At 59.8% G+C, this 26,975-nt stretch carries 27 protein-coding genes and 1 pseudogene; 18 read left to right on the top strand and 10 right to left on the bottom strand.

Annotated elements, in window-relative coordinates; all coding sequences use genetic code 11:
- Positions 1 to 147 precede the first annotated feature (147 nt).
- Entirely contained in the window at positions 148 to 873 is a 726-nt protein-coding gene (locus KGA97_RS22635) for an intradiol ring-cleavage dioxygenase (protein WP_223481537.1), read from the top strand.
- Between the two features lie 2 nt (positions 874 to 875).
- Here the strand turns inward: KGA97_RS22635 and KGA97_RS22630 are convergent, their stop codons facing one another.
- Positions 876 to 2,057 (bottom strand): aminotransferase class V-fold PLP-dependent enzyme, encoded by a 1,182-nt coding sequence (locus KGA97_RS22630; protein ID WP_223481536.1) that lies wholly within the window; start codon positions 2,055 to 2,057, stop codon positions 876 to 878.
- A 9-nt stretch (positions 2,058 to 2,066) separates the two neighbouring features.
- Positions 2,067 to 2,303, bottom strand: a complete 237-nt coding sequence (locus tag KGA97_RS22625; RefSeq protein WP_003213031.1) for a DUF3820 family protein — start codon at positions 2,301 to 2,303, stop codon at positions 2,067 to 2,069.
- A gap of 204 nt (positions 2,304 to 2,507) precedes the next feature.
- Here KGA97_RS22625 and KGA97_RS22620 point away from each other — a divergent pair, with 204 nt between their 5' ends.
- From KGA97_RS22620 to KGA97_RS22605, 4 genes are all read left to right on the top strand, one after another.
- Positions 2,508 to 2,975, top strand: a complete 468-nt coding sequence (locus tag KGA97_RS22620) for a ferritin-like domain-containing protein (RefSeq protein WP_207285449.1) — start codon at positions 2,508 to 2,510, stop codon at positions 2,973 to 2,975.
- Positions 2,976 to 3,132: 157 nt separating this feature from the next.
- Positions 3,133 to 5,121: an FUSC family protein gene (locus KGA97_RS22615; protein ID WP_223481535.1), complete on the top strand. Its 1,989-nt coding sequence runs from the start codon at positions 3,133 to 3,135 to the stop codon at positions 5,119 to 5,121.
- Positions 5,108 to 5,314, top strand: a complete 207-nt coding sequence (locus KGA97_RS22610) for a DUF1656 domain-containing protein (protein WP_008032988.1) — start codon at positions 5,108 to 5,110, stop codon at positions 5,312 to 5,314. The genes KGA97_RS22615 and KGA97_RS22610 overlap by 14 nt, the downstream gene beginning before the upstream one ends.
- Positions 5,315 to 5,324: 10 nt before the next feature.
- Positions 5,325 to 6,185, top strand: a complete 861-nt coding sequence (locus tag KGA97_RS22605) for an HlyD family secretion protein (RefSeq protein ID WP_192229123.1) — start codon at positions 5,325 to 5,327, stop codon at positions 6,183 to 6,185.
- 121 nt (positions 6,186 to 6,306) lie between these two features.
- Here the strand turns inward: KGA97_RS22605 and KGA97_RS22600 are convergent, their stop codons facing one another.
- On the bottom strand, positions 6,307 to 6,777 hold the full coding sequence (locus KGA97_RS22600; RefSeq protein WP_008032990.1) for a MaoC family dehydratase: 471 nt from the start codon (positions 6,775 to 6,777) through the stop codon (positions 6,307 to 6,309).
- Positions 6,778 to 6,817: 40 nt separating this feature from the next.
- Positions 6,818 to 7,762: an alpha/beta hydrolase gene (locus KGA97_RS22595; protein ID WP_008032991.1), complete on the bottom strand. Its 945-nt coding sequence runs from the start codon at positions 7,760 to 7,762 to the stop codon at positions 6,818 to 6,820.
- A 215-nt stretch (positions 7,763 to 7,977) separates the two neighbouring features.
- Here KGA97_RS22595 and fadD2 point away from each other — a divergent pair, with 215 nt between their 5' ends.
- Positions 7,978 to 9,666, top strand: a complete 1,689-nt coding sequence (gene fadD2 / locus KGA97_RS22590) for a long-chain-fatty-acid--CoA ligase FadD2 (protein ID WP_008032992.1) — start codon at positions 7,978 to 7,980, stop codon at positions 9,664 to 9,666.
- 383 nt (positions 9,667 to 10,049) lie between these two features.
- On the top strand, positions 10,050 to 11,750 hold the full coding sequence (fadD1, locus tag KGA97_RS22585) for a long-chain-fatty-acid--CoA ligase FadD1 (protein ID WP_223481534.1): 1,701 nt from the start codon (positions 10,050 to 10,052) through the stop codon (positions 11,748 to 11,750).
- 132 nt (positions 11,751 to 11,882) lie between these two features.
- Here the strand turns inward: fadD1 and KGA97_RS22580 are convergent, their stop codons facing one another.
- Entirely contained in the window at positions 11,883 to 12,260 is a 378-nt protein-coding gene (locus KGA97_RS22580; protein WP_008032995.1) for a hypothetical protein, read from the bottom strand.
- Positions 12,261 to 12,495: 235 nt separating this feature from the next.
- Here KGA97_RS22580 and KGA97_RS22575 point away from each other — a divergent pair, with 235 nt between their 5' ends.
- Both KGA97_RS22575 and def read left to right on the top strand, forming a co-directional pair.
- On the top strand, positions 12,496 to 13,458 hold the full coding sequence (locus KGA97_RS22575) for a YihY/virulence factor BrkB family protein (protein WP_008032998.1): 963 nt from the start codon (positions 12,496 to 12,498) through the stop codon (positions 13,456 to 13,458).
- Positions 13,455 to 13,994: a peptide deformylase gene (gene def / locus KGA97_RS22570; protein ID WP_008032999.1), complete on the top strand. Its 540-nt coding sequence runs from the start codon at positions 13,455 to 13,457 to the stop codon at positions 13,992 to 13,994. The genes KGA97_RS22575 and def overlap by 4 nt, the downstream gene beginning before the upstream one ends.
- Before the next feature lie 120 nt (positions 13,995 to 14,114).
- On the opposite strand, the gene KGA97_RS22565 is transcribed toward def, so the two are convergent.
- Positions 14,115 to 14,531, bottom strand: a complete 417-nt coding sequence (locus KGA97_RS22565; protein ID WP_192229125.1) for a GNAT family N-acetyltransferase — start codon at positions 14,529 to 14,531, stop codon at positions 14,115 to 14,117.
- 420 nt (positions 14,532 to 14,951) lie between these two features.
- Between KGA97_RS22565 and KGA97_RS22560 the strand changes: the two genes are divergently transcribed.
- The 4 genes from KGA97_RS22560 (at position 14,952) to KGA97_RS22545 (ending at position 18,596) form a co-directional block, all read left to right on the top strand.
- Positions 14,952 to 15,893: a fatty acid desaturase gene (locus KGA97_RS22560; protein WP_223481533.1), complete on the top strand. Its 942-nt coding sequence runs from the start codon at positions 14,952 to 14,954 to the stop codon at positions 15,891 to 15,893.
- Between the two features lie 134 nt (positions 15,894 to 16,027).
- Complete coding sequence (locus tag KGA97_RS22555) at positions 16,028 to 16,819, top strand: phosphate/phosphite/phosphonate ABC transporter substrate-binding protein (protein WP_223481532.1); 792 nt, start codon at positions 16,028 to 16,030, stop codon at positions 16,817 to 16,819.
- 233 nt (positions 16,820 to 17,052) lie between these two features.
- The gene (locus KGA97_RS22550; RefSeq protein WP_223481531.1) at positions 17,053 to 17,586 is read left to right on the top strand and encodes a sigma-70 family RNA polymerase sigma factor; all 534 of its coding nucleotides are present in this window, start codon (positions 17,053 to 17,055) and stop codon (positions 17,584 to 17,586) included.
- A complete protein-coding gene (locus tag KGA97_RS22545; RefSeq protein ID WP_008033013.1) occupies positions 17,583 to 18,596 on the top strand; it encodes an ABC transporter substrate-binding protein in 1,014 nt (337 codons plus the stop codon). Before KGA97_RS22550 ends, KGA97_RS22545 begins: the two co-directional genes overlap by 4 nt.
- A 103-nt stretch (positions 18,597 to 18,699) precedes the next feature.
- Here the strand turns inward: KGA97_RS22545 and gstA are convergent, their stop codons facing one another.
- Positions 18,700 to 19,302, bottom strand: a complete 603-nt coding sequence (gstA, locus tag KGA97_RS22540) for a glutathione transferase GstA (protein ID WP_223481530.1) — start codon at positions 19,300 to 19,302, stop codon at positions 18,700 to 18,702.
- Positions 19,303 to 19,401: 99 nt separating this feature from the next.
- Here gstA and KGA97_RS22535 point away from each other — a divergent pair, with 99 nt between their 5' ends.
- The 3 genes and pseudogenes from KGA97_RS22535 to KGA97_RS29655 all read left to right on the top strand — a co-directional run bounded on the left by KGA97_RS22535 (position 19,402) and on the right by KGA97_RS29655 (position 22,001).
- Positions 19,402 to 20,274 carry a LysR family transcriptional regulator gene (locus tag KGA97_RS22535; RefSeq protein ID WP_223481529.1) on the top strand — a complete coding sequence of 291 codons (873 nt, stop codon included), beginning with the start codon at positions 19,402 to 19,404 and terminating at the stop codon, positions 20,272 to 20,274.
- Between the two features lie 407 nt (positions 20,275 to 20,681).
- A pseudogene (locus tag KGA97_RS29660) lies at positions 20,682 to 21,458 on the top strand (PAS domain-containing protein); the annotation flags it as partial.
- Complete coding sequence (locus KGA97_RS29655; protein ID WP_268945229.1) at positions 21,432 to 22,001, top strand: methyl-accepting chemotaxis protein; 570 nt, start codon at positions 21,432 to 21,434, stop codon at positions 21,999 to 22,001. The pseudogene KGA97_RS29660 and the gene KGA97_RS29655, both read left to right, overlap by 27 nt.
- Before the next feature lie 199 nt (positions 22,002 to 22,200).
- Here the strand turns inward: KGA97_RS29655 and KGA97_RS22520 are convergent, their stop codons facing one another.
- From KGA97_RS22520 to KGA97_RS22510, 3 genes are all read right to left on the bottom strand, one after another.
- A complete protein-coding gene (locus KGA97_RS22520) occupies positions 22,201 to 22,764 on the bottom strand; it encodes a hypothetical protein (protein ID WP_008038562.1) in 564 nt (187 codons plus the stop codon).
- 158 nt (positions 22,765 to 22,922) lie between these two features.
- Positions 22,923 to 23,555, bottom strand: a complete 633-nt coding sequence (locus KGA97_RS22515) for a glutathione S-transferase family protein (protein ID WP_008038561.1) — start codon at positions 23,553 to 23,555, stop codon at positions 22,923 to 22,925.
- 153 nt (positions 23,556 to 23,708) lie between these two features.
- Positions 23,709 to 24,740, bottom strand: coding sequence for a LacI family DNA-binding transcriptional regulator (locus tag KGA97_RS22510; RefSeq protein WP_008032586.1), 1,032 nt, complete (start codon positions 24,738 to 24,740; stop codon positions 23,709 to 23,711).
- A 215-nt stretch (positions 24,741 to 24,955) separates the two neighbouring features.
- On the opposite strand from KGA97_RS22510, the gene KGA97_RS22505 reads away from it, so the two are divergent.
- Both KGA97_RS22505 and KGA97_RS22500 read left to right on the top strand, forming a co-directional pair.
- Positions 24,956 to 25,489, top strand: a complete 534-nt coding sequence (locus tag KGA97_RS22505) for a gluconokinase (RefSeq protein ID WP_192229135.1) — start codon at positions 24,956 to 24,958, stop codon at positions 25,487 to 25,489.
- Between the two features lie 82 nt (positions 25,490 to 25,571).
- The gene (locus KGA97_RS22500) at positions 25,572 to 26,924 is read left to right on the top strand and encodes a GntP family permease (protein ID WP_008038555.1); all 1,353 of its coding nucleotides are present in this window, start codon (positions 25,572 to 25,574) and stop codon (positions 26,922 to 26,924) included.
- Positions 26,925 to 26,975: the final 51 nt, after the last annotated feature.

The raw sequence follows: 26,975 nt of genomic DNA, 5'->3' as shown, positions 1-26,975 counted from the left end.
CGTCAGCCCAGTCACATCCGATGCTGACTGTATCGACGCCTTCGCGGGCAAGCCTCGCTCCTACAGGACATCATGCGATACATAGTTACCGCATCTCGCCGCCGGTCCCGCGTTAACCTGCGTTCATCTTATGGAAGAGAGAACGTCATGGACGACAACACCTCAGTGACATCCGCACAACCGGCTTACCTGCTGTCACCCGAACAGATCGCCGGTCCGTATTTTCGCAACCCGAAACTGATCAGACGAAACATCAGCGAAGGCCTGGACGGTATTCCGCTGGTGCTGCGATTGACGATCATCGATGCAATGACCCGTGAGCCCGTCAACGGGGCCATCGTCGATATCTGGCATTGCAATGCCCGCGGTGCCTATTCGGGGTGGAGCAAAGTCAACCCGGACAAGGAAGTCGATGTCGGCGATATCGGCGCGATCCCGCGTACCGACGACGAAACGTATCTGCGCGGCGGGCAATTCACCGACCAGAAGGGCATCGTGCGTTTCACCACGATCTATCCTGGGTTCTATGCCGGTCGCGCGCTGCACATACACGTCGCGATTCGAGTGACCGCCGGCAACAACTATCTCGAAGAGCGCCACGTTGCCTGGGTCGGCCAACTGTACTTCCCCGAAGTGGCCTCGCGCTCGGTGCTCAATGCCAGGGAATACAGCGGCCGAACCGTCACCGCGCTGACCAACGACGAAGACTATTTCTACACCAGCATGGGCGGCGAAGCCTCGACCCTGAACGTTCACACCCTCGGTCGAGATTCGAAAGAAGACGGTTTTTTCGGGCAGATGACCATTGGCATCGACACGTTCGCGATTTCATCACAGCTCAAGCCGGAGGACTTTGACAAGTACACCGTGTGATGTCAGCGCAGCTCGTTCAGTGCCTCGCTCAGCGCATCCATGTCTGCTGCAGTGGTGGTCAGCCCCGGCGTGATGCGGATGCACGGGCCACTCGCTGCGCCGCTGCGCACCACGGTAAACAGGTTGAAGTCCTTGAGCAGCCGCCCGGCCATCGCTTGTTGGTCGGCATGCCGGGTAAAGCGCATCGACGTGATGCCGCAATACAGTCGCGGATCGTCCGGGGTCATGACGTCGATGCCCGGCAAGTCACGTACGGCGCTGACCCAGCGGTTGCGCAGGTAATTGAGCCGGGCGCCCTTGGCGGCGGAACCGCCCATCGCCCGATGTTCTTCGAACACCAGCGGCAGGGTCAGCAACGCCGGGATGTTGGGTGTGCTGTACGGCGTGCGGGCGCGAATGTCGGTGATCGGGAAATGCATCTCGCCCATGTCCGGGTCGATGTCGGCAAGGCGCTCCGGGGCGATGTAGATGAAGCCCAGGGTCAGCGGCGCACCGATCCACTTGTGCAGGTTGAAACCGGCGAACGCGATGCCGAGGTCATCGAGGCTGAACTCGATCTGGCCGAGCGCATGGGCGCCGTCGAGGATCACGTCGATCCCGTGTTCCCTGGCGGCGGCCGCAATCGCCTGCACCGGCATCACCAGGCCGGTGCGGTGAGTGACGTGAGTCAGGGCCATCAATTTGAGCTTTGGGTAACGCACGAAGGCGTCGCGGTAAGTCGCCAGCAGGCTGTCGAAACTGGCGGGGTGGGCGTGTTCGATCTCGATCACTTCCACGCCGCGATGCCGGGCCAGCCAACGCATGGCGCCTTTGACCGTGTCGTATTCCAGGTCGCAGATCAGCACCTGATCACCGGGTTGCAGGCGATTGTAATTGCGGATCAGCGATTGCAAACCGTCCGAGGCGTTGCGGGTGAAGGCGACGGATTCGGTTGTTACGCCCATCAGGTCGGCGAGACGTTTCACGATCGCGAGGTTTTCACCCTGTTCGAAACGCTGGCGCACATGCACCGAGTTGCCGCGGTTGATGAGTTCGATGTTGCGCTGGTATTCCTCGATCACCGTGCGCGACATGCGGCCGAAGTAACCGTTCTCGAGGTTGATCGGGCCGGGTTCGACGGCATAGCGGTCGGCAAAGGTTTGCCAGAACATTTCATCACGGGCACGGCGGGTGTTATCGGGCATGGGGACGGCTCAGTGGCGAGGGGCGGGTTTGCCGTGTTTGGCGCGCAGCGGTTCAAGCAGTTCCGACAAGCCGTTGTGATCGATCTCCTGCATCAGGGCCAGCAGTCCGCCCAGTTCGCCATGGGGGAAACCTTCCCGGGCAAACCAGTTCAGGTAGGGGCCGGGCAGGTCGGCAATGATGCGGCCCTTGTATTTGCCGAAGGGCATTTCGCGGGTAATCAGCAGTTCGAGTTTTTCAGGGTTCATCAATCGATCGTCTTGATTCAACAGCCTTGGAAAATACAGGCATTCTGCATGCAGGCCAATTGACAGATCATGCAAAAAAAACGGATACAGATTTTCTCTTTAAAACTAAGTTGTTGAAAATTAACAAATAAATTATCAGTTCAAGGCTGGCATGCAGGGTGCAATACCTATTGCATCTTTCATCAACCCGCAAGGAATTGAAAAATGACCGACATTAATAAAGAAGCGATCTCTGTACTCAACGACCTGATTGAAACCAGCAAAGACGGTCAGGAAGGGTTCAAGACCTGCGCTGAAGACATCAAGCATCCAGAACTGAAAACACTGTTCATCACTCGCTCGACCGACTGCGCCACTGCGGCTTCCGAACTGCAGGCTGCGGTGCGTTCGATGGGCGGCGATCCGGAAACTTCCACCAGCGTCAGTGGTGACCTGCACCGCCGCTGGGTCGACGTGAAATCAGTATTCACCGGCAAGGATGAAGAAGCCGTTCTGAACGAAGCCGAACGCGGTGAAGACCATGCACTGAAGGCTTACCGGGAAGCCATCGAGAAAATCAACAAGCACAACCTGGTGGGCATTCGTGACCTGGTTGAACGTCAGTATCACGGTGTGCAACGCAATCACGATCAGGTGAAAGCCCTGCGCAACCAGGCTCGCGCACGCTCGTAAGCGCGTAAAGCCTGTCAAAAACGCCAGCCAGCCTGGCGTTTTTTTGTGCCTGGGTTTTAGCGCTGGACGCCTGATAGATAGCCAGCTAATAATTTGATTTACCGGTCACTTCGATGAACCCGACTATCGTTAAATCGTCCTTTCAAGAGTGCTTTACGTGCCTATCACTTTGCAGGCTTTATTCGCGCCTGACCGCCGCGCCTTGCAGTTCGCGATCAAGACGTTACTCGGTGGCGGCCTGGCATTGTGGCTGGCATTGCGCTGGGGCCTGGAGCAACCGGCCTGGGCGTTGATGACAGCGTTCATCGTCGCTCAACCGTTGTCCGGGATGGTGGTGCAAAAGGGTTTGGCGCGGCTGCTGGGGACGCTGATCGGGACGTTCATGTCGGTGGTGTTCATGGGCCTGTTCGCCCAGACGCCGTGGCTGTTTTTGCTGGCATTGGCGTTGTGGCTCGGGTTGTGTACGGCGAGTTCGACGCTGCTGCGCAGTGCCTGGTCCTATTCGTTTGTGCTGGCCGGTTACACGGTGGCGATCATCGCATTACCCGCCATCAGCCACCCGCTGACGGTGTTCGACCAAGCCGTGGCGCGCTGCACGGAAATCTGTCTGGGCATTCTCTGCGCCACCGCCGCCAGCGCGCTGCTATGGCCGATGCGGGTCGAGCGGCAACTGGCGGATCAGGCGCGAACGGCGTGGGAGAGTGGGATGAACGCCGCACGCGCAACCCTGGCCGGCGACGGTCAGGCGCGCAAGGGGCTGCTGGAAATCCTCGGTCGCATCGTCGCGGTGGATGCTCAGCGCGAACATGCCTGGTTCGAAGGCGGGCTGGGTCGGCAACGTGCGCGGGCCATCAGCGGATTGAGCCAGAAACTGTTGATGTTGCTGCGCATCGCACGCTCGGTGCGCCGGCAGTGGAAGCAGCTTGAACCGCAGGAAGCCGAGCAATTGATGCCGTGGATGAACGAGGTTCAGCAAGCGCTCGCCAGCCCGGACACCGCAATGCTGCAAACCTTGCGCCCGCGCTTGCTCGACGCCAGCCATGACCCGCAGATCAGCTCTGCGCAGAGTTACTGCCTGGTCCGTTTCACCCTGCTGATGGATACCGCGATGGCGGCGAGCGCGGCATTGACGGCGGTGGAGGAGGGCAAGGAAGCGGTCGACCCGCCGCGCACCCTGACACCGCATCGCGACCTGTCGTTGGCGCTGGTGTTCGGCGCGCGCAGTGCCTTGGCGTTTCTGGTGGTGTCGTGTTTCTGGCTGGCCACTGCATGGCCCGCCGCGTCGGGCGCATTGGTGCTGACGTGTGTGGTGTGCAGCCTGTTCGCCAGTCGCGAAAACGGCGCGCAAATTGGCATGAGTTTCATGCGCGGGATTTTTCTGGCGATCCCGGCGGCGTTTTTTGTCGGGCAGATTCTGCTGCCGCAATGGAGTGGTTTTGCGCTGCTCTGCATGGGCATGGGCGTGCCGTTGTTTTTCGGTGCGCTGGGCATGGCCAGGCCGCAGATCGGCGCCACGGCCACGTCGTTCTGTCTGCATTTCATCGTGCTGGTGTCACCGCTCAACGCGATGAAGTTTGATGTCGCGACGTTCTTCAACAGCGCTCAAGCCATGGTGGTGGGCGTCGGGGCGGCGGTGCTGGCCTTCCACTTGCTGATCCTGCGCAACCCGACGTGGCACGGTCGGCGTTTGCTGGCGGCGACCCTCGACGATCTGGTGCGCCTGACCCGACGCAATCTGCGCGGTGCCGAAAGCTGGTTCGGCGGACGCATGGCCGACCGCTTGCTGCAACTGGCGCGGCACTACCCGGAACTGCCGGAACCGGCGCGCAGCCGCTGGGACGACGGCTTGCTCGGTCTCGATATTGGTGACGAGCTGCTGCATTTGCGCTTGAGCCTGGCGGCGGCGCAGGCACCGGTCAATGCCGCGCAGCGGCGTTATCTCGAACAACTGGAAAACATCCTCGAACAAGGCCCGGCCGGCCACTGCGCGGATGCGCTGGAACAACCCAGCGAAGAATTCTTGAAAACCTTGTACGCGTTGCCACCCAGCGACCCGGTGAAACTGGCCCAGGGCGCGGTGCTGCAATTGCAGAACAGCTGGCGCGCCTGGTGCCATCAACAGGAGCAAAGCCATGGGCTTGCGTGAATGGTCGGTGGGCGGCGTGCTGCTCAGCCCGTTTCTGATTTATGTGGTGCTGGCGCTGCTGGTCACCGGGGTCTTGCGCCTGCTGCTGCGCCTGACCCCGGCCGGTCGCTGGATCTGGCACGAAGCGTTATTCGATTGCGCCTTGTACGTCTGTGTATTGACCCTGATCACCGTCGTCCTCGGACCTTTATAAGGAGTTGAACATGCGTACACCCGTGCGTGTCGCGGTAACCCTGTGCCTGGTGGCGCTGGCGATTTTTGCCGGTTTCCATTTGTGGCAGTACTACATGCTCACGCCGTGGACCCGGGACGCGCGGATTCGCGCCGACGTGGTGGTCATCGCCCCGGATGTGTCGGGCTGGGTGCGTGAACTCAAGGCCTTCGACAACCAGCCGGTGAAGGCCGGCGATCTGTTATTGAGCATTGACCGCGACCGTTTCGAAGCGGCGCTGGAGAAGGCGCAAGCGGTGGTGCAAACCCGTCAACAGCAACTCAACCTGCGTGAGCGCGAAGCCAGCCGTCGCGCCAGCCTCGGGCCGCAAGCGATCAGTGCCGAGCTGCGCGAAAATGCGCAAATCAACGCCGGCATCGCTCGTGGCGAACTGCGTGAAGCCCAGGCCGAAGCCAAGGTCGCCGAACTCAATCTTGCCCGCAGTCAGGTCCACGCACCCCGCAGCGGCCACATCACCAACCTGCGCCTGGCCCAGGGCAATTACGTGAATGCCGGGCAACCGGTGATGGCGTTGATCGATGATTCAACGTTTTATGTGCAGGCGTATTTCGAAGAAACCAAACTGCCGCGGATTCGCGTCGGCGATCCGGTGAAGGTCTGGTTGATGAGCGCGGGAGAGGCGCTGGAAGGGCAGGTGGAAAGCATCAGTCGCGGGATTACCGATCGCAACACCACGCCGGATGGGCAGTTGTTGGCAGAGGTGGAACCGACATTCAACTGGGTGAGACTGGCACAACGGATTCCGGTGCGAATCAAACTGGACAAGGTGCCCGAGGGGATCAATTTGAGTTCGGGGATGACGGCGAGTGTGCAGGTGCAGGAGGGGCGATAAGATCAAAAGATCGCAGCCACTGTAGGAGCCGGCTTGCTGGCGATGGGATCAACGCGGTTTCCCTGAGATACCGAGGCGTACGCATCGCCAGCAAGCCGGCTCCTACAGTTGAGCGCCGTACTCAGCCGATGCTGATCGCCGGCAGACTAGTCAACGTCACGGTCTGCTGTTTACGCGGCGCCAGAATCTCCGCCTCGCCATCCACCACCAACTCATCGCGCTGGTTGAACACACGGGTGGCAATGCGCACACGGAATTTCGGCAACTTCTCCAGAATCTCCAGGCGCACCGTCAGCGTATCGCCAAGCTTCACCGGCTTCTGAAAGCTCATCTGCTGACCGATATAAATAGTCCCCGGCCCAGGCAACTCGCAGGCAACTGCAGCGCTGATCAACGCGCCACTGAACATGCCGTGCGCGATGCGTTCCTTGAACATGGTGCCGGCGGCGAATTCGGCGTCCAGATGCACCGGGTTGTGGTCACCCGACATGGCGGCGAACAGCTGAATGTCACGCTCTTCGACCGTCTTGCTGTAGCTGGCGGTCTGGCCGACTTCGAGGGCTTCGTACGGGGTGTTGGTAACCTGGGTCATCTGTTTCAATTCCTGTGACAAATAAAAAAACCACAAAAAACTATTCGGATCGGGGCGGGCGGCGGTGGCTCAGGGCTTGTGCGATCCAGCCCAGCACATCGGCCGTCACCTCATCGCGGTTGCTCTCGTTGAACAGTTCGTGCCGTGCCTGCGGGTAAATCGTCAGTTGCAGGCTCTGGCTGCCCGCGGCGCGTAGCGCATCGGCCAGATCTTTCAGACGCTTGCCTTCGCTCACCGGATCACATTCACCGCCTATCACCAGCAACGGCAGGCCCGGATCGATCTGAGCGAGATTGGACGCTTTGCTGATTTGCTGCAAGCCGCCGAGCAAATCGATCCACAGTTGGTTGGTGCAGCGAAAGCCGCAGAGCGGGTCGTTGGCGTACAGATCGACCTCCGCCGGGTCGCGGCTGAGCCAGTCGAACCGGGTGCGGGCGGGTTTGAAGGCCTTGTTGAACGAGCCGAACGACAGCCATTCGATCAGCGCGCTGCGGCCCTTCGGCCCTTGGCGCAGTCGTTCCAGGCGGGCAATCTGCCGCGCCGCGCGATAAAGCGCCACGGGCTGGAAGTTCGAACCGCTGAGCACCGCGCCGTGCAGGCTGGCGCTGTGATGCAGCAGATAAGCCTGGGCGATGTAGCTGCCCATGCTGTGGCCGAGCAGCACGATCGGTACGCCGGGATGATGCTGGCCAATGTGCTGATTGAGGCTGGCGAGGTCGCCGACCACCTTGCACCAGCCATCGTCGTCGGCGAAATGACCGAGTGTCCCGTTTTCGGCAGTTTTGCCATGTCCACGCAGGTCCGGCGCGTACACACCGTAGTCCTGTGCGCAGCACTTTTCTGCCAGGCGCGCATAGCGACCGCTGTGTTCGGCCATGCCGTGGGCCAGCAGGATCACCGCTTTCAACGGCGCTGCGGGCAGCCACTGGTTGACGAAGAGGCGGCTGCGGTCACTCGCGGTCAGCCAGAAGGTGTCGTGGATCATGGCGATTCCTTTGCATGGGCTCGGCCCATTGTATAGCGCATCCTGCGCTTGCCGTCTGATCAGGCCGCACCACGGCACCGAGATTCACACGGTCAATGACGGTTGTTGGCATATTTGCCTGATTCGCCATAGCTGCTAGTGTCCGTGAAGCTCCGCTTTTTCAAAGGTGACACAAAAGCGGCCCCGGATAGGTTCAGGTAAAGAGGACAAGAACAATGCAACCTGATTTCTGGAATGACAAACGCCCGGCCGGCGTACCCCTGGACATCGAACAAGGGGCTTACAAGTCGGTGATCGAGGTGTTCGAGCGTTCCTGCAAAAAATTTGCTGACCGCCCGGCCTTCAGCAACATGGGCGTCACCCTGACCTACGCCGAACTGGAACGCTACAGCGCCGCGTTCGCCGGTTACCTGCAAGCCCATACCGACCTGGAGCCCGGCGATCGCATCGCGGTGCAGATGCCCAACGTCCTGCATTACCCGATTGCCGTGTTCGGTGCGTTGCGCGCCGGGCTGATCGTGGTCAACACCAACCCGCTGTACACCGCGCGGGAAATGCGTCATCAGTTCAAGGATTCCGGTGCCCGGGCACTGGTTTACCTGAACGTATTCGGGCAGAAGGTCCAGGAAGTGCTGGCCGACACCGACATCCAGTACCTGATCGAAGCGAAAATGGGCGACCTGATGCCTGCCGCCAAGGGCTGGCTGGTCAACACCCTGGTCAGCAAGGTCAAGAAAATGGTCCCGGACTACGCCTTGCCGCAGGCGATCTCCTTCAGGAGCGCGCTGCGTCTGGGCCGGGGGCTGGGCATCAAGCCGTTGAACGCCGGCCTCAACGATATTGCCGTGCTGCAATACACCGGCGGCACCACCGGGCTGGCCAAGGGCGCAATGCTGACCCACGGCAACCTGGTGGCGAACATGCAGCAGGCACGCGCCTGCCTCGGCCAGTTCGGCGCTGACGGTCAGCCGTTGTTGCGCGAGGGGCAGGAAGTGATGATCGCGCCGCTGCCGCTGTACCACATCTATGCATTCACGGCGAATTGCATGTGCATGATGGTGACCGGCAACCACAACGTGCTGATCACCAATCCACGAGACATCAAGGGCTTTATCAAGGAGCTGAAAAACTGGCGGTTCTCGGCGTTGCTGGGGCTCAACACGCTGTTCGTCGCGTTGATGGACCACCCGGACTTCAAGACCCTGGATTTCTCCAGCCTCAAGCTCACCAACTCCGGCGGCACTGCGCTGGTCAAGGCCACCGCCGAGCGCTGGGAGCAACTGACCGGTTGCCGCATCACCGAAGGTTACGGCCTGACCGAAACCTCGCCGGTGGCCTGCACCAACCCGTACGGCGACAAATCGCGGATCGGCACGGTCGGCCTGCCGGTGCCGGGCACCACGCTGAAAGTCATCAACGACGAAGGCGTCGAGCAACCGTTGGGCGAGCGCGGCGAACTGTGCATCAAGGGCCCGCAGATCATGAAGGGCTACTGGCAGAAACCCGAAGCCACCGCCGAAGTGCTGGATGCCGAAGGCTGGTTCAAGTCCGGCGACATCGCGGTGATCGACCCGGACGGTTTTGTGCGCATCGTCGATCGCAAGAAAGACATGATCATCGTCTCGGGTTTCAACGTGTACCCGAACGAAATCGAAGACGTGGTGATGGCTCACCCGAAAGTCGCCAACTGCGCCGTCATCGGTGTGCCGGACGAACGTTCGGGCGAGGCGGTGAAGTTGTTTGTGGTGGCGCGTGAATCGGGGGTCAGCCTTGAAGAGTTGAAGGCTTACTGCAAGGAAAACTTCACCGCGTACAAAGTGCCCAAGCACATCGTGTTGCGTGAGTCGTTGCCGATGACGCCGGTGGGCAAGATTCTGCGGCGGGAGTTGCGGGATATCGCGTAACCGATAAATGGCCGCGCTTCGCGCGGTTCGCGGGCAAGCCTCGCTCCTACAAGGTCAGTGTTGTTCATAAGGTCATGAACGACACAAAACCTGTAGGAGCGAGGCTTGCCCGCGAAGCTTTTAAGGCGGAAGCCCCGTTTTTCGGGGCTTTCAGCGACATATAGGTTTTTTGCTCTAAAATGACCGCTTGTCATTCTTGAGTCACTAATGTGACTGTAGAGGCCGCTTTTGGCTCTAGTCGGCCCTTGGCAAAGCTGCTACTCTCGGCGCGCTTTGTGACCTCTCGGCCTCTGTAAAAAGCCCAGACTCACCAATAATCAAACACCAATAATAATCGCATCAAATGCGGTATTTGAATTCGCGTTGCTGAGGAGTGGGCTTCCATGATCGAAGACTTCTGGAAGGATAAGTACCCTGCCGGGATTGCTGCCGACATCAATCCGGACGAGTATCCGAATATTCAGGCAGTGTTGAAACAGTCCTGCCAACGCTTCGCCGACAAGCCGGCATTCAGTAACCTGGGCAAGACAATCACCTACGGTGAACTGTACGAATTGTCCGGTGCCTTTGCCGCTTACCTGCAACAGCATACCGACTTGCAGCCGGGCGATCGAATCGCCGTGCAACTGCCCAACGTCTTGCAGTACCCGGTCGCTGTGTTCGGTGCCATCCGCGCCGGGCTGATCGTGGTCAACACCAACCCGCTGTACACCGCGCGGGAAATGGAACACCAGTTCAACGACTCCGGTGCCAAAGCCCTGGTCTGCCTGGCCAACATGGCGCATCTGGCCGAGGCCGTCGTGCCGAAAACCGGCGTCAAGCACGTCATCGTCACCGAAGTCGCCGACCTGCTGCCGCCGCTCAAGCGCCTGCTGATCAACAGCGTCATCAAGTACGTGAAGAAGATGGTCCCGGCGTATCACCTGCCCAAAGCCATCAAGTTCAACGACGTGTTGAGCAAGGGCCATGGCCAGCCAGTGGCTGAAGCCAACCCGGCCAGCAGCGACGTGGCAGTGCTGCAATACACCGGCGGCACCACCGGCGTGGCCAAGGGCGCGATGCTGACCCATCGCAACCTCGTCGCCAACATGTTGCAGTGCAAGGCGCTGATGGGTTCCAACCTGAATGAAGGTTGCGAGATCCTGATCACGCCGCTGCCGCTGTACCACATCTATGCCTTCACCTTCCATTGCATGGCGATGATGCTGATCGGCAACCACAACATCCTGATCAGCAACCCGCGCGACCTGACGGCGATGGTCAAGGAACTGTCGAAGTGGAAGTTCAGCGGCTTTGTCGGCCTGAACACGCTGTTCGTGGCCCTGTGCAACAACGAAGGCTTCCGCAAGCTGGATTTCTCGGCGCTGAAAGTCACCCTGTCGGGCGGCATGGCCCTGCAACTGGCCGCGGCCGAACGCTGGAAAGCGGTCACCGGTTGCGCTATCTGCGAAGGTTACGGCATGACCGAAACCAGCCCGGTGGCCACCGTGAACCCGATCCAGAATATCCAGATCGGCACCATCGGCATTCCGGTGCCGTCGACCCTGTGCAAAGTCATCGACGATGCCGGCGTTGAACAACCGTTGGGCGAAATCGGCGAACTGTGTGTGAAAGGTCCGCAGGTGATGAAGGGCTACTGGCAGCGTCAGGAAGCCACCGACGAAATGCTCGACAGCGAAGGCTGGTTGAAGACCGGTGACATCGCGCTGATCCAGCCTGACGGCTACATGCGCATTGTCGATCGCAAGAAAGACATGATCCTGGTGTCCGGTTTCAACGTGTACCCGAATGAGCTCGAAGCCGTGCTCGCGACCCTGCCGGGCGTGCTGCAATGCGCGGCCATCGGCGTGCCGGACGAAAAGTCGGGCGAGGCGATCAAGATTTTCATCGTCGCCAAACCGGGCGTGACCCTCACCAAGGAGCAAGTGATGGAGCACATGCGTGCGAACGTCACCGGCTACAAAGTGCCGAAAGCCGTCGAGTTCCGCGATGCGCTGCCGACGACCAACGTTGGCAAGATCCTGCGTCGGGAATTGCGTGATGAAGAGCTGAAGAAGATCAACGCGAAGAAAGTAGGCGCGTAACAAACAAAAGCCCCGCAGATGCGGGGCTTTTTGTTGGACCTGTAGGAGCCGGCTTGCCGGCGATAGCGGTGTGTCAGTAAATATTGATGTGCCAGATGTACCGCCATCGCCGGCAAGCCGGCTCCTACAATGTTATTGGCGGAACGGCGCGAAATTGACGTTGGTGCCCGCCGGGCGCATGTCCTGCAGGTACGAATCCTTGTCCGCACTCAGTTCCAGGCTCAGCGCAGCCTTGCGCTTGCCCTGGTTACGCACCACCAGCCCTTCGAGCTTCTCGCGCAGGAACACCGTCGGCACTTTCAGGTGCAGCAGTTCGTCGGTGTCCGGCGTGTGCATCAGCAGGTGAATCCATTCGTACTGACCAATGGCCAGGCGCGCCACCGGGAGATCGAACCACCAGATGTTGCGGTTACGGTTCAATTCGGCGAAATGGCAGTTGTTGACGCCAAGCACAGCACCGCCGAGTTCCTGGTTTCTGCGGGCAATGGCCTGCTTTTTATCGAGTTTCATAACATTCCTACGGGATTGGATCTTCAGGGCCGTGGCCTGAATACGTTGCGCATTCTCGGGGGTTGGTCGGCAAACATAAAGCCCAACCTGCACGGAACGATGAAATGTCGTTTTTGTGTCAGTCTGAACTTGCACACGGAAATTGTTTCAAAGTCGCCAAGTAGGCTACTTTGATGTAGAAAACGGCCCCTGAGTCGCCACGACTTCAACCCCATTGCGGCGAAAGGAGACGCTAATGATTTTCCCGGACATGAAAGGTGTGCCCCTCCATCGCGTGATGGTGCGCACGGTCACCGAGTTCGTCGCCGACGAGATGTCGACCTATGCCTCGGCGTTGGCCTATCAAATGCTGTTTTCGTTGTTTCCCTTCATTCTTTTTCTGATTGCCCTGATCGGTTTCCTGCACCTGCCGGACTTCTTTTCCTGGCTGCGCCTGCAATCGGAACTGGTCCTGCCGCCCCAGGCGCTGGAGCAGGTGAACCCGGTGATCGACCAGCTCCAGCAATCCAAGGGGGGCTTGCTCTCGGTCGGTATCGTCATCGCACTGTATACGGCCTCGGCCGGCGTGCGACTGATGATGAGCGCGATGAACGCCGCGTATGACGTGGTCGAAGGCCGGCCGTTCTGGAAGCGTTTTCCGCTGTCGGTTTTCTATACGATCGGCATTGCCGGGATGTTGCTGATTGCCGCCGCACTGATGGTGCTCGGGCCGCAAGTGATGGGCTGGATCGCCGCGCAGGTCGGCCTTGAAGACTTTATTGTCACGGTCTGGACCATCGCTCGCTGGCCGGTCATCGTGATCCTGATGATGATTGCCGTGGCGCTGATCTATTACGTCATGCCCGACGTCAAACAGGAGTTTCGTTTCATCACCCCAGGCTCGGTGCTGGCGGTGGTGGTGTGGATCATCGCGTCGTTGGGCTTTGCGTTTTACGTCAAGACCTTCGCCAACTACAACGCCATGTATGGCAGTATCGGCGCGATCATCGTGCTGTTGCTGTACTTCTACATTTCCGCGGCGGTGCTGTTGCTCGGCGCGGAAATGAATGCGGTGATCGAACACATGTCGACCGAAGGCAAGGACCCTGGCGAAAAGGTCCCCGGCGAGCACGGTCCTGTCCACGAAGAGAAACATCACGTTTCCGGACTGGGCCGGGATCACTCGGTGAAACCACCCACTGACGAAGTCATCAAATGATCCGTGAAATCCTGAAAATGGGCGACGAGCGCCTGCTGCGCATTGCGCCGCCGGTCCCCGCCGAGATGTTCGACAGCCCCGAGCTGTGGCAACTGATCGACGACATGTTCCAGACCATGGAAAGCGTCGGCGGGGTGGGCCTGGCCGCGCCGCAGATCGGCGTTGACCTGCAACTGGTGATCTTCGGCTTCGAGCACAGCGAGCGTTATCCGGACGCTGAAGCGGTGCCGCAGACGATCCTGATCAATCCGCTGATCACGCCGTTGAGCCCGGTGATGGAAGAGGGGTTTGAAGGCTGCCTGTCGGTGCCGGGATTACGCGGCGCGGTGAGTCGGTATCAGCAAATTCGCTATGAAGGTTTTGACCCGAAAGGCGAGCCGATCGTGCGCATCGCTTCGGGGTTTCACGCCCGTGTGGTGCAGCACGAATGTGATCACCTGATCGGCCGGTTGTACCCGTCGCGGATTACCGACTTCAGTAAATTCGGGTTCACCGAAGTGATGTTTCCGGATCTAGATCCCAACGCCGACGATTGACCTCACCGTCAAACCCTGTAGGAGCGAGCCTGCTCGCGATTGCGGCGTGTCAGTCACCAAAAGTATTGACTGTCACGGCCTCATCGCGAGCAGGCTCACTCCTACAGTTGATCTTCATGTCTATCCAACCGGCTCCAGCCCCATCGCAATCATCGGTTTGCTGCGCGCATAACGGCTCAAGCGTTCGACCATCGCGTATGGCATGGGCGGATCGAAGGTAAACCCGCGACGCTCATAAAAACCCCGCAAGTCCGGGTGGCAGAACAGCCACACCGGTTGGTCGAGACCGTTCACCGCTTCGGCAATCAGCGCCGCTGCGATCCCTTGTTCACGACAGGCCGGGTCGACAAACAAACCAGTCAACCAATGCCCGCCCGAGACCGGACGCAAGCACAGCGCCGCAATGATCTCGTTGCGCCGGGCCACCCACAATTGAGCGTCGCGGACCGCTTTCATCGACGATTGGTGAGCGCGATAAAACTTGTTCATCAGGGGCCATAACGGCTCGTCGAGCAAGGTGTATTGAGTGTCGGTCATGGGGCGGGTCTGTGTGTGCGCAAAGCGGGCGATTATAAAAGAACGGGCGGCCGGGGATAGGTGTATACCTGATCTCACATCCCGTATGAGTGGAGTACGTATCATGGCCAAAGGCATGGATTCAAAAAAAGCAGCGAAGAAGAAACCGGCGAAAACCGCCGATGAAAAACGCGCGGACAAGAAGGCCAAGAAGGTGGGTGTGTTCGGCCATTAAGCGGTAAGCATGAAACGCACGCCCCCCTGTAGGAGCCGGCTTGCCGGCGATGGCCCTTAACGATGACGCGTTTACATAGAAAAAAACGCGGTGTCTGAGAGTCCATCGCCGGCAAGCCAGCTCCTACAGGAGGGGGGCAAAATAATCTGCAAGATTTCCCGATGCCATTGCACAGAAGGGGACTGGTCCCCGATCTGAGCAACGCCATGCCCCATTACTTCGATAGTGCCCACCGAGAAGAAATCGAAACCCTGCGCCAACGCCTGACCGCTCGCACCGAGTGGCCGACCTGGTTGCTGCTGATCGGCGTGTACGGCGGCTGGTTCGGCATCATGCTGGCCAGCAATCGATTGGGCGTCTGGTGGAGCACGTTGCTGCTGATTCCGCTGGTGGTGCTGTGGTTGTCGGTGCAGCACGAATTGCTCCACGGTCATCCCACCCGCTGGACCACGCTGAACAAAATCCTCGGCTACGCACCGTTCGCCGTCTGGTACCCCTACACGTTGTATCGCGACAGCCATCTGCTGCATCACCGCGACGAAGACCTGACCTTGCCGGGCATCGATCCGGAAAGCCGTTACCTGAGTGCCGAGCGGTGGCAGGGCAGTTCCGTGTTCGAACAGAGCCTGCATTGGTTGAACAAAACCGTACTCGGACGCTTCATCATCGGTGCGCCGCTGGCCTTGCTGGCGCTGGCGCGCGAAGAACTGCTGCGCCTGAAATCGGGTGATCGTCAGGCCTGGTTGATGTGGCTGACCCACGGCGCACTGACCGTGTCGATGTTGCTGTTCATCGCCCATTACAGCGTGGTGCCGGTGTGGCATTACCTGTTGCTGATCAGCGTGCCGGCGCTGTCGATTGCAATGATCCGCTCCTACTATGAGCACCGTCCCCATGCGCAACCCGAGCAACGCACCGTGCTCAATGAAGCCGGCTGGCCATGGCGCTGGCTGTTCCTGAACCTGAATTTTCATCTGGTGCATCACGACTTGCCGGGTCTGCCCTGGTACGACTTGCCCCGCGCCTACCACGCGCGCCGCGAGCAATGGGTGGCGCGCAGCGGCGGGTTTCTGGTGCAGGGTTATGCTCAGTTGTGGCGTGAGAACGGGATAAAGGCGATCGACAGCCCGAAACACCCCTTCCACTGATTGCCAATACATTCCCCTGTAGGAGCCAGCTTGCTGGCGATGGCGGTGTGTCATGTTGCATTGATGGGACTGATACGCCGCCATCGCCGGCAAGCCGGCTCCTACAGTAGATGTTTGTTGTTTGAGAGATTTTGATGACTCAACACATCACCGAATTACTGATGTACGTCGCCCCCGAACCCATCCGCCAGGCCAACGAGCGTTGGCTGACGCGAATCCTCGAACGTCTGGGCGCCACCCGCCGCAACGCCGAAGGGCTGTCGCTGATGGACCTGTGGCTGTCCCCGCAGTTGCTGCTGACCCAAACCTGCGGCTATCCGCTGATGACCGCATTGCGCGGCCAGGTTCGGGTTATCGGCCGGCCTCGTTACGAACTGCCGGACAGCAGCAGCGGCAACCATTGCAGCCTGCTGCTGAGCCGTGCCGATGATTCACGCCGGACCTTGCCCGCGTTTTTCGGCAGCCGTGGCGTGATCAACGGCGAAGACTCCAACAGCGGCATGAACCTGCTGCGTCAACGAATCGCGCCGTTGCACCGCGACGGGCAGTTCTTCGCCAGCGTCGGCATCAGCGGCAGCCACCGCGAGAGCCTGCGCTGGCTGCGTGAAGATCAAGCCGACCTCGCCGCCATCGACAGCGTGACCTTCGCCTACCTGGCGCGGCACGCCGAAGAGGACGTGGCGGGATTGCGCGTGGTGGTGCGTAGCGCGTTCAGCCCGACCTTGCCGTATATCACCGTTGCGACGGCGACCGATGAACAGGTGGAGGCGCTGCGGCAGGTGATGAACGAGACGCTGCGGGAATTGCCCGATGTCGCCGAAATCCTCGGGTTGCACGAGGTGTTGCCGGCCAGCGAGAGCGACTATCAAATCGTTCTCGATTATCAGCAGGAAGCCGAGGCGTTGGGGTTTGGGCGGTTGCGTTGAGTAGAGATCGCCTTCGCGGGCAAGTCGGACCGCCGCACCGCTCGCTCCTACAGGTCTAGCGCTGCACCTGTAGGAGCGAGGCTTGCCCGCGAAGGCAATCTATCAAACATAACGTTAATTCCTTGATGGAATATAAAAATGCATTTTAAGTATTATTAAAGAATAAGGCTCCTTGCTAGGATTCGCCTCACCGGACCACCGGACATTCAGCGACCCTAACCCTTGGAGCCTCTATGTCCGGCACCGACGTATCCCATCGAAACGATGTGGGCGGATTGTTCCGCGCCCATTACCCCTGGCTGTGCGCTCGGTTGCGCCAGTTTCTCGGGGCCAGTTCCAGCGTCGAAGACATCGCCGCCGAGACCTTCGTGCAACTGCTCGAATCGCCGGGTCTGACCCCGATCCGCGAGCCCCGCGCCTTGCTCACCACCATCGCCCGCCGGTTGATTTATCAGCTCTGGCGCCGTCGCGATCTGGAGCGTCAGCACCTCGATCAACTGCAACACCTCGATCAGCCCCAAGCGTCCTCGCCCGAGGAATTGCTGCAACTGACTCAGGCGTTGCACCGCCTCGACCGAACGCTTGAGCGTTTGCCGGGCAAAGTCCGGGCGACGTTTCTGTTGTCGCGCATCGATGGCCTGACGTACCCGCAAATCGCTGCCGAACTGGGCATTTCCCAGCGCTCGGTCAGCGTCTACATGACCCGCTCCCAAGCGTTGTGCGCCCAGCACAGCGCCAATGAACCCTTGCACCAGAGGTCCGCATGAAATCGATCAAAACCCTGCTCGGCAGTTCGCTGCTGGCCCTGAGCCTTGTGGCGACCCACGTTCCCGCCGCGGAACAAACCAAGCCGATCCACTTTGGTGACATCACCTGGGAAAGCGGCAGCCTGATCACCGAGATCCTGCGGCTGATCGTCGAAAAAGGTTACGGCTACCCGACCGACACTTTGCCGGGCAGCACCGTCAGCCTCGAAGCGGCATTGGCCAAGAACGACATTCAAGTGATCGGCGAAGAGTGGGCCGGGCGCAGTCCGGCGTGGGTCAAGGCGGCGTCGGAAGGCAAAGTGTTCGGGCTGGGCGACACCGTCAAAGGCGCCACCGAAGGCTGGTGGGTGCCGGAATACGTGATCAAGGGCGACCCGGAGCGCGGGATCAAACCGCTGGCGCCGGAGCTGAAATCCGTCGCCGATCTGGCGCGCTACAAAGACGTGTTCCGCGACCCCGAAGACCCGAGTCGCGGACGCTTCCTCAACAGCCCGACCGGCTGGACTTCGGAGATCGTCAACAGTCAGAAACTCAAGGCCTACGACCTGACCACCAGCTTCGTCAACTTCCGCACCGGCTCCGGCGCGGCGCTGGATGCCGAAGTGGCCTCGTCGATCCGTCGCGGCAAACCGGTGTTGTTTTACTACTGGTCGCCGACGCCGCTATTGGGGCGCTTCAAACTGGTGAAACTCGAAGAGCCGCCGTTCGACGCCGAGGCCTGGAAGACCCTGGCCGATGCCAACAACCCAAACCCCAAAGGCACGCGCTCGATGCCGGCGAGCTTGGCGATCGGCGTGTCTGCACCGTTCAAGACGCAGTATCCGGACTTGGTGTCGTTCTTCGAGAAAGTCGATTTCCCGATCGATCTGCTGAACCAGACGCTGGCGCAGATGAGCGAAAAACGCCAGCAACCGCGTCAGGTGGCGGAAGCGTTTTTGCGCGATCAGCCGCAGATCTGGAAGGGTTGGGTGCCGGGTGAGGTGGCGACCAAGGTGAGTGCAAGTTTGTAATTTTTCGGCGTCTGTTACATCGATTTCGCGGGCAAGCCTCGCTCCTACAAAGGTATCGTTAATCCTGTAGGAGCGAGGCTTGCCCGCGAATCAATCTAAAACCTTACACCAACTCCACGGCCAACGCCGCTTGCACCGCCGGGCGCAAAACAACCCGCGCCTGAAACCGCATCAACGCCGGCCACTGATCCAAATCTATCGCAAACAATGGCGCCCACCGCAACACCGTAAACAAGTAAGCATCCGCAACGCTGAACCCACCCGCCAGCAGATAATCCTGGCGCTCCAGCGTCTGACACAACACCGCAAAGCGCTTGAACAATTTCTCCTTGATCAGCGCTTTCACCTCCTCGGGGAACTGCGCGTTGAACAGCCAACCCAGCCCGCCATGAATCTCCGTCGAAACGAAATTCAGCCACTCCTGCAACCGCACTCGCTCGAACGTCCCGTTCACGGGCGCCAGGTTCGCCTCGGGTCGCAGGTCCGCCAGGTATTGCAGGATCGCCGGGCCTTCAGTCACCACGTCACCGTTGTCGAGTTGCAGCGCCGCGACGTAACCCTTCGGGTTGATTGCGAGGAAATCGGTACCGTTCGCGGTCCGTTTGGTGTGGTTATCGACGCGGATCAACTCGAACGGCAGGTCCAGTTCACGCAGCACAATGTGCGGTGCCAGCGAGCAGGCTTGAGGGGCGTAATACAACTTCATCGGCAGGGCTCTGGTTGGGGATTTGCGCCAGTGTCATAGTGCGCGGCGCCCTCGGTAAAATTAATCTTTCAGAAAACTGCCATAAGGAAAGCTACTGCAATGATGAATCTGATGCACTGGCGAATGGTGGTGGCAGTGGCCGATACGGGCAACATTACCCGCGCAGCCGAACGGGTCGGCATGACCCAGTCAGGCGCGAGCCAAGCGTTGGCGCTGATCGAAGAAACCCTCGGCGTTCAGCTGTTCACTCGGGAGAATCGCCAAACGCTGCCGACCGCTATCGGCCTGCCGGTCATCGAGCAGGCCCGGACCATGCTCGGCGCCCTGGAAAACATCCGCAGCACCGTCGATGCCGCGAAAGACATCCAGCGCGGGACGATTCGCCTGGCGAGTTTTCCCATGGTGCTGGCAACCTTTCTGCCGCCGCTGCTGCGCACATTCAGCCGGCTTTACCCCGGCATTCAGGTGGTCGCGCTGGAAGTCAGCGACGATGAAGTGGAAGCACTGCTCGGCGCCGGCCTGGTGGATGTGGGTGTGGTGCTGAACCCGGCGCCGGAGCGCAATGCCGGGCGTTTGGGGTGCGATGCCTGGGTCGCGGTGTTGCCCGGTGGCCATCCCTTGGCACGCCGCTCGATTGAGCAAGGCGTCACCCTCGCGGAGTTGGCAGACCAGCCGTTTGTGCTGGCCACGGGTGGCTGTTCGACCAACGCCCGCAGCCTGGCCGCCGATGCCGGTCTGCAATTGCGCGACGTTCGGGTCGAGGTCCGCGAGTGGAGCAGTGCGTTCACGCTGGTGCGCGAAAACATCGGGGTCACCCTGGTGCCGGAAATGACCTTGCCCAGCCATCTCCAGGGGCTGCGTGTGGTGCCGGTCAAACCGCGTATCGATCGTGAGTTTGCCTTGGTGGTCGCCGCAAACAAACAACCCTCGGCAGCGGTGCAGGCGTTGTTGAGCATGCTGGCTGAACACTGAATCAAGCTGAACCGTTTTTGTCCTCAATACTGGCCGACTAGTGGCCTTGCAAGCCTATTGCGGCTGGCTATGCTCAGTCCTGACGAACCATGTCGGTCGCCATGTGAAGGCCGGCATGCACGCTTCAGAGTGCGCACCCCAAGGCACCGATGCGAGCGGCAAGGAGTTTTACGATAAAGGGAGTTACTTATGAAAACGTTAGGGCTGGCCCGGTCCCGGGCTATCAAGAGACGGATGTCTTGATAAGAGCGTTGCCACATGGACTCTCCGATTCAACATCATTGATCACCTGACAGTTCCTCCCGTGGAGGAATGCGTGTGCCTGTTCCATGGAACGTTGTGGTGGATACGTTGAAAGACCGAAGAACTTTCATCAATCAAACGACCGCGCTTAGGGTGATACGACCATGTTTAACCTACATCACAAGGCTGACCTGCAGGAAATCGAGCGCTACAGCTGTGCGCTGACCGAGGCCAACGCCAAGTTGGCGGCCGTCAGTCGTTCGATGGCGATGATTGAGTTCACCCCTGACGGCATCGTGCTCGATGCCAACGACAACTTTTGCAAAGCCATGGGTTACAGCGCCGAAGAAGTGCGCGGCAAACATCACCGGATCTTTTGTGAGGAAACGTTTTATCGCAGCGAAGCCTACGCCAAATTGTGGCGTGACCTGGCCCGTGGCGAGTCGCTCAGCGGGACTTTCCTGCGCTTGAACAAGGGCGGCAAGGAGATCTGGCTCGAAGCCAGTTACATGCCGGTTTTCGGTCCCGACCGGCAAGTCAGCAGTGTGATCAAAGTCGCCACCGACATTACGGACAGGGTGAACAAGGAACACGAAAACGAAAGCATGCTCGCGGCAATCGGTCGTTCGATGGCGGTGATCGAATTCACCCCCGCTGGCAATGTAATTACCGCCAATGAAAACTTCCTGAAGACCACGCATTACGCGCTCAACGAAATCGTCGGCCAGCATCACAGCCTGTTTTGCCACCGCGCCGAAGCCGAATCGCCGTCTTACAAAGGGTTCTGGGCTTCACTGAATCGCGGCGAATATCACTCGCACCGTTTCGAACGCAGAGACAAGCACGGTCATACGATTTTTCTCGAAGCGTCCTACAACCCGTTGTTCGACGCCAAGGGCCGTTTGTACAAAGTGGTGAAGTTCGCCAGCGATATCACGCAGCAAGTGACCACGCTGCAAACGGCTGCGGAGTCGGCCCACAGCACTTCGGTGCAGAACGATGCCTGCGCGCAAAAGGGATCTCAGGTGGTGCAGCAGACGGTGCAGATCATCCAGGACATTTCCAGAGACTTGAACGAAGCGGCGCTGAGTATCGATGCGGTGAGCAAACAGTCCGACATCATCGGCACCATCGTTCAGACCATTCGCGGGATTGCCGACCAGACCAACCTGCTGGCGCTCAACGCGGCCATCGAGGCGGCGCGGGCCGGGGAGCACGGCCGAGGGTTTGCCGTGGTGGCGGATGAGGTTCGCAGCCTCGCGGCACGCACGAGCCAGGCGACGCTGGAGATTGTCGACGTGGTGCGCAAAAACCACGATTTGTCGTTGAGCGCGGTGTCGAGCATGCAGTCGAGCTTGAGCCGCACCGGCCTTGGGGTGGAACTGGCGAACGAGGCGGGGGAGGTGATCCTGGAAATCCAGCAAGGCTCGCGGCACGTGGTGGACGCGATCAGCCAGTTCAATTCAACGCTGCAATTGAATTGAAACGCTGACCTGTAGGAGCCCGGCTTGCCGGCGATAGCGATCTTGCGGACGCCATCGCCAGCAAGCTGGCTCCTACAGTTCTTGGGTGAACCCACAATCCAGAATCCGTCACGATCCCTGTAGGAGCCGGCTTGCCGGCGATGGCGTCCTGAAGATCGCCATCGCCAGCAAGCTGGCTCCTACAGAAGCATCCGCGTGGTCAGAGCGATGCGAGGAACTTGTCGACCACTTGGGCGCCGCTTTTCTCACTGCTGCTGCCGTTTTCTTTCTCGGCCTGCGCCAGTTTTATCTTGTCTTGCAGACGCTCGGCAATCTCTTTACCGACCGCCAGTTGTTTCTCCGGCGGCATGGCTTTCAGGTCTTCTTCGGTAATCCCCATCTCCTTCAGAATACTGTCGCGCAACCGCTGTTCCGGGGTTTTGCTCATGTAGTCCTTGAAGTCGGCCATGGCGGTGCTTTCACCGGCCTTTGGCACTGTCGAGGCATCGGTGGCTTGCAGCGCGACACGAGTCTTGGCGAACGCTTCATCGACGTTGTCGCTGATTTTATTGGCGGCGCTGACCTGTTCCGTGGCGAGCTTGGAGGCAGACGCCAGGACCTTCCCATCGTTCTTTACGTTTTGCAGCTGGATATTGTTTTGCACGCTCTGCATCAACACGGCTTGCAGGCCACCTTGAAGACCCGCGGCGGCGTCCGCAGTCGGTTCGTCGCCCGGCTTTTTGGGAAGCGGCGTCACTAGGTTTTGCTTTGCACTGACCAACATGATGAGTAGACCTTGTAGGTGTTTGCGGTGTAGCGACTTGAGCAATTAGCGTGCCCAGGCAATAAAACCTATTATTTTCAATTGGTTATATTTTTGCTTGTGCAGAAAACGAAAGCGTTGCGGTCAACCTTTGCCGCCCGACGGCAGAGGTCGACCGATCAAGGCAGGCCGTTGCAGCCGTGTTTGAGGAACCCGGGGCGTTGCGCCAGGCGTTGGAAATATTCGTCGATGGCCGGGAAGTCCGGTCGATCCATCGGCGTCATCAGCCAACGGTTGACTGAGAGCCCGATGACGATATCGGCCAGCGTGAACCGTGGTCCGGCAACATAGGCTTTGGTGGTCGCGAGCTGATGCTCGAGGATGCCCATCTTCTGATTCCAGCCGCGCAAGCCCGTGGCAATCCGGTGCGCGTCCTGGAACTCCGGGTCTTTGCGTACCAGTGCCGTGAACGCGTAGCTCCAGGACGAATTGAGATCGGTGGCTTGCCAATCCATCCACTGCTCCACCCGGGCGCGCGCCGCCGGTTCGTGCGGCAGCAATTCGGCGTGTGGGTGTTTGCCGGCCAGGTAACGGCAGATGGTATTGGACTCCCACAGCACGCCGGCCTCATCGATGATCACCGGCACCTGTGCGTTGGGGTTGAGCCGGACAAATTCGGGACTGTGGGTCGACGCATACCCGCTGCCCCAGTCCTCGCGTTCGTAGGAAAGGCCCAGCTCGTCGCAAGTCCACAGGACTTTTCTGACGTTGATGGACGAGGCTTTGCCGAGAATCTTCAGTGCATGTTCCATGGAGCAGCTCCTTTAGCGATTCGATGCTTCCGGAAGATCAGAATACCCCTGTAGGAGCCGGCTTGCTGGCGATCGCATCACCTCGGTTCATAAGATACAACGCGGTGATGCCATCGTCGGAACGCCGCCCGCAGCAAGCCGGCTCCTACAGAGTTACGTGCTTTCGCGCACCTTCAATTCGAACCCCATGTCCTGAACCGGTTTCGCCACGGTGTTGCCCGCCATCAACGTCAGCATCTGCTCTGCCGCTCGCCGGCCAATTGCCTCGCGCGGGGTGTTGATGCTGCTCAGGCGCGGGACCATGTGCGCCGAGGCCGGCAGGTCGTTGAAACCGAGGACCGCCACTTGTTCGGGAATTTTGATCCCGCAGCGCATCGCTTCCAGCAGCGCGCCCTGGGCCAGGTCGTCGTTGCCGAAGAAGATCGCGTCGACATCGGGATGACTGGCGATCAGTTGCAGGAACAGCTCGCCACCCAGGCCGACGGAGGAGGCGCGGGGCGTCAGCACTTCCAGGTCCGGGTCATACCGACCAGCCTTTTGCAGGGCTTTGCGAAACCCTTCGCCGCGCAGCAACGTGCGTTGATCCAGTTGCGCACCGATGTACGCCAGACGCTTGCGACCGCGGGACAGCAAATGCTCCGCCGCCGTTTCGCCGGCCGCCAGTTGCGAGAAACCCACGCAATTGAGGCCCGCAGCGCTGTCGAGTTCCATCATGTACACGCAGGGAATATTGCTCGCCTCGATCATCCGCCGCGAACTTTCGGTGCGATCAAACCCGGTCAGCAGCAAACCGCGCGGCTGATAGGCCATGTAATTGCGCAGCAGGTTTTCTTCTTCATCGCGCGAGTAATGGAAGTTGCCGATCAGCACTTCGAAACCCTTCGGTCGTAAAACCTGATGAATGGCTTCCAGGGTGTCGATGAACAGCAAGTTGGACAGCGACGGCACCAAAACCACCACGGAATGGCTCTGGGCCGAGGCTAACGCTCGGGCGGCGGGGTTGACCACGTAGTTGAGTTCAAGCGCGGCTTTCTGGACTTTTTCCACCAGTTCGGTGGCCACCGTGCTCACGCCGCGCAAGGCGCGGGAGGCGGTAATCGGGCTGACGCCGGCCAGTCGGGCTACTTCATTGAGGGTAGGACGGCCAGTGGTTCGCGTATTTTTATCGTTTTTAGGAGAGGTCATCGGGCGGCTTGCCAAACAAAATTCAAGGCACTAAGGTAGCGCTGTCCCGATGCAGCTGCAAATGCGTAAGCGAGTTTTGCCTGAACCTCGCTTTTCGGCGTCCGGAACGAACATGCTGCAACCCACAAAAATGACAAGAAGGCGTCGGCAACTTCTACTTTTCGTCTAGTGTCATAACTGGCAAAGGTAGCGCTGTCTGCGCGCTGAGGTGTTACATGAATCATCCCATCACCGCCCTGGTCATCATGGGCGTTGCCGGTTGCGGCAAGACCTGCGTCAGCGAAGCCTTGTGCCAGCTCAGCGGCGCGACTGCCATTGAAGGCGATACTTTCCACCCTGCCGCCAATATCGAAAAGATGAGCGCGGGTATCCCCCTGAACGACGACGACCGTGCCGGCTGGCTCGACAGCCTGTGCGATGAACTGCGCCGCGTCGACGCCACGGGCCAGCGCCCGGTGTTGACCTGCTCGGCCCTCAAACACAGTTACCGCGAAGTATTGCGCAGCGCCTTGCCGGGCCTGGGTTTTGTGTTTCTTGAGCTCACGCCTGAAGTGGCGGCCGATCGCGTCTCCCATCGGCCGGGCCATTTCATGCCGTCGACCCTGATCGACAGCCAGTTCGCCACCCTTGAATCCCCGGTTGGCGAGCCGCTGACCCTGGCCCTCGACGCCTCGAACCACAGCGTCGACCAGTTGGCGAAGCAAGCCCACGCCTGGTGGCTGGAACACGGCCTGAAACGCGCCGGTTAAATTTTGCTTGAAGAGATAGCGCTGTCCTTATGGCTTTCGAATTACCCGTTTTAATAACAACAACAACCAGGAGACACCCCTAATGTTTGGCATGTCCCACGAGACGTTCCTGCTGCTCGATGCAGTGGTCACGGTGATCGGGCTTATCGTCCTGATCACCAAGTTCAAATTTCACCCGTTCATTGCCCTGATCATTGCCGCAGCCTTTCTCGGGCTGACTTCCGGCATGCCGATCGGCACCATCATCAAGGCGTTCCAGGACGGCTTCGGTGGCGTGCTCGGTTTCGTCGGCATCATCCTCGCGCTGGGCACGATGCTCGGCAAAATGATGGCCGAGTCGGGCGGGGCGGATCAGATTGCCCAGACGCTGATTCGCGCGTTCGGCAAGGACAAAGTGCAGTGGGCAATGATGTTCGCCGCGTTCCTGGTTGGCATTCCGCTGTTCTTCGAAATCGGTTTTGTGCTGCTGATCCCGCTGGTGTTCATCGTCGCCCGGCGTACCGGCGTGTCGATCATCAAGATCGGTATCCCGCTGCTGGCCGGTCTGTCGGCCGTGCACGGGCTCGTTCCGCCGCACCCGGGTCCATTGCTGGCCATCGGCGTGTTCGGTGCCGACATCGGCAAGACCATTCTTTACGGCCTGATCGTTGCGCTGCCGACGGCCATCATCGCCGGCCCGATCTACGGCACCTTCATTGCCAAATACATTCCCGGCCATCCGAACCAGGAGCTGGTGGATCAACTGGCGCGTGAGAACGATTCTGCCGATCTCCCGAGCTTCTCCATCACCTTGATCACCGTGCTGTCGCCGGTGTTCCTGATGTTGCTCAAGACCTTCGCCGACGTGGTGCTGCCGGACGGCAACTTCTTCCGCACCTTCATGGACCTGATCGGTCACCCGATCTCGGCCCTGCTGCTGGCGTTGCTGCTGTCGCTGTACACCTTCGGTTACAAGCAGGGCATTGGCTCCAACCAGATGCTCAAATGGCTGGATGCGAGCCTCGCGCCAACCGCCGCGATCATCCTGATCATCGGTGCCGGTGGTGGCTTCAAGCAGATGCTGGTGACCAGTGGCGTGGGTAATGTCATCGGCAACATGGCGGTGGCCGCGCAAATCTCGCCGATCCTGCTGGCCTGGCTGGTGGCGGCGGTGATCCGTATCGCGACCGGTTCGGCGACCGTGGCGACCATTACTGGCGCAGGCATCGTGGTGCCGGTGGTGGGGATGATTCCGGGTGTGAACCGTGAGCTGCTGGTGCTGGCCACCGGCGCCGGTTCGTTGATTCTGTCTCACGTCAACGACGCGGGTTTCTGGCTGGTGAAGCAGTACTTCAACATGACCGTAGCGGAAACCTTCAAGACCTGGACGGCGATGGAAACCATCCTGTCTGTCGTGGGCCTTGGCTTCATTCTGCTGTTGTCGTTGTTCGTCTAAGCAACACCGCAACGCTTGTGTAGGAGCCGGCTTGCTGGCGATGGCATCGAC

Source organism: Pseudomonas sp. BF-B-15, from assembly GCF_019946675.1.
Lineage (GTDB): Bacteria > Pseudomonadota > Gammaproteobacteria > Pseudomonadales > Pseudomonadaceae > Aquipseudomonas > Aquipseudomonas migulae.
This window is presented reverse-complemented; position numbering and strand designations above follow the sequence as displayed.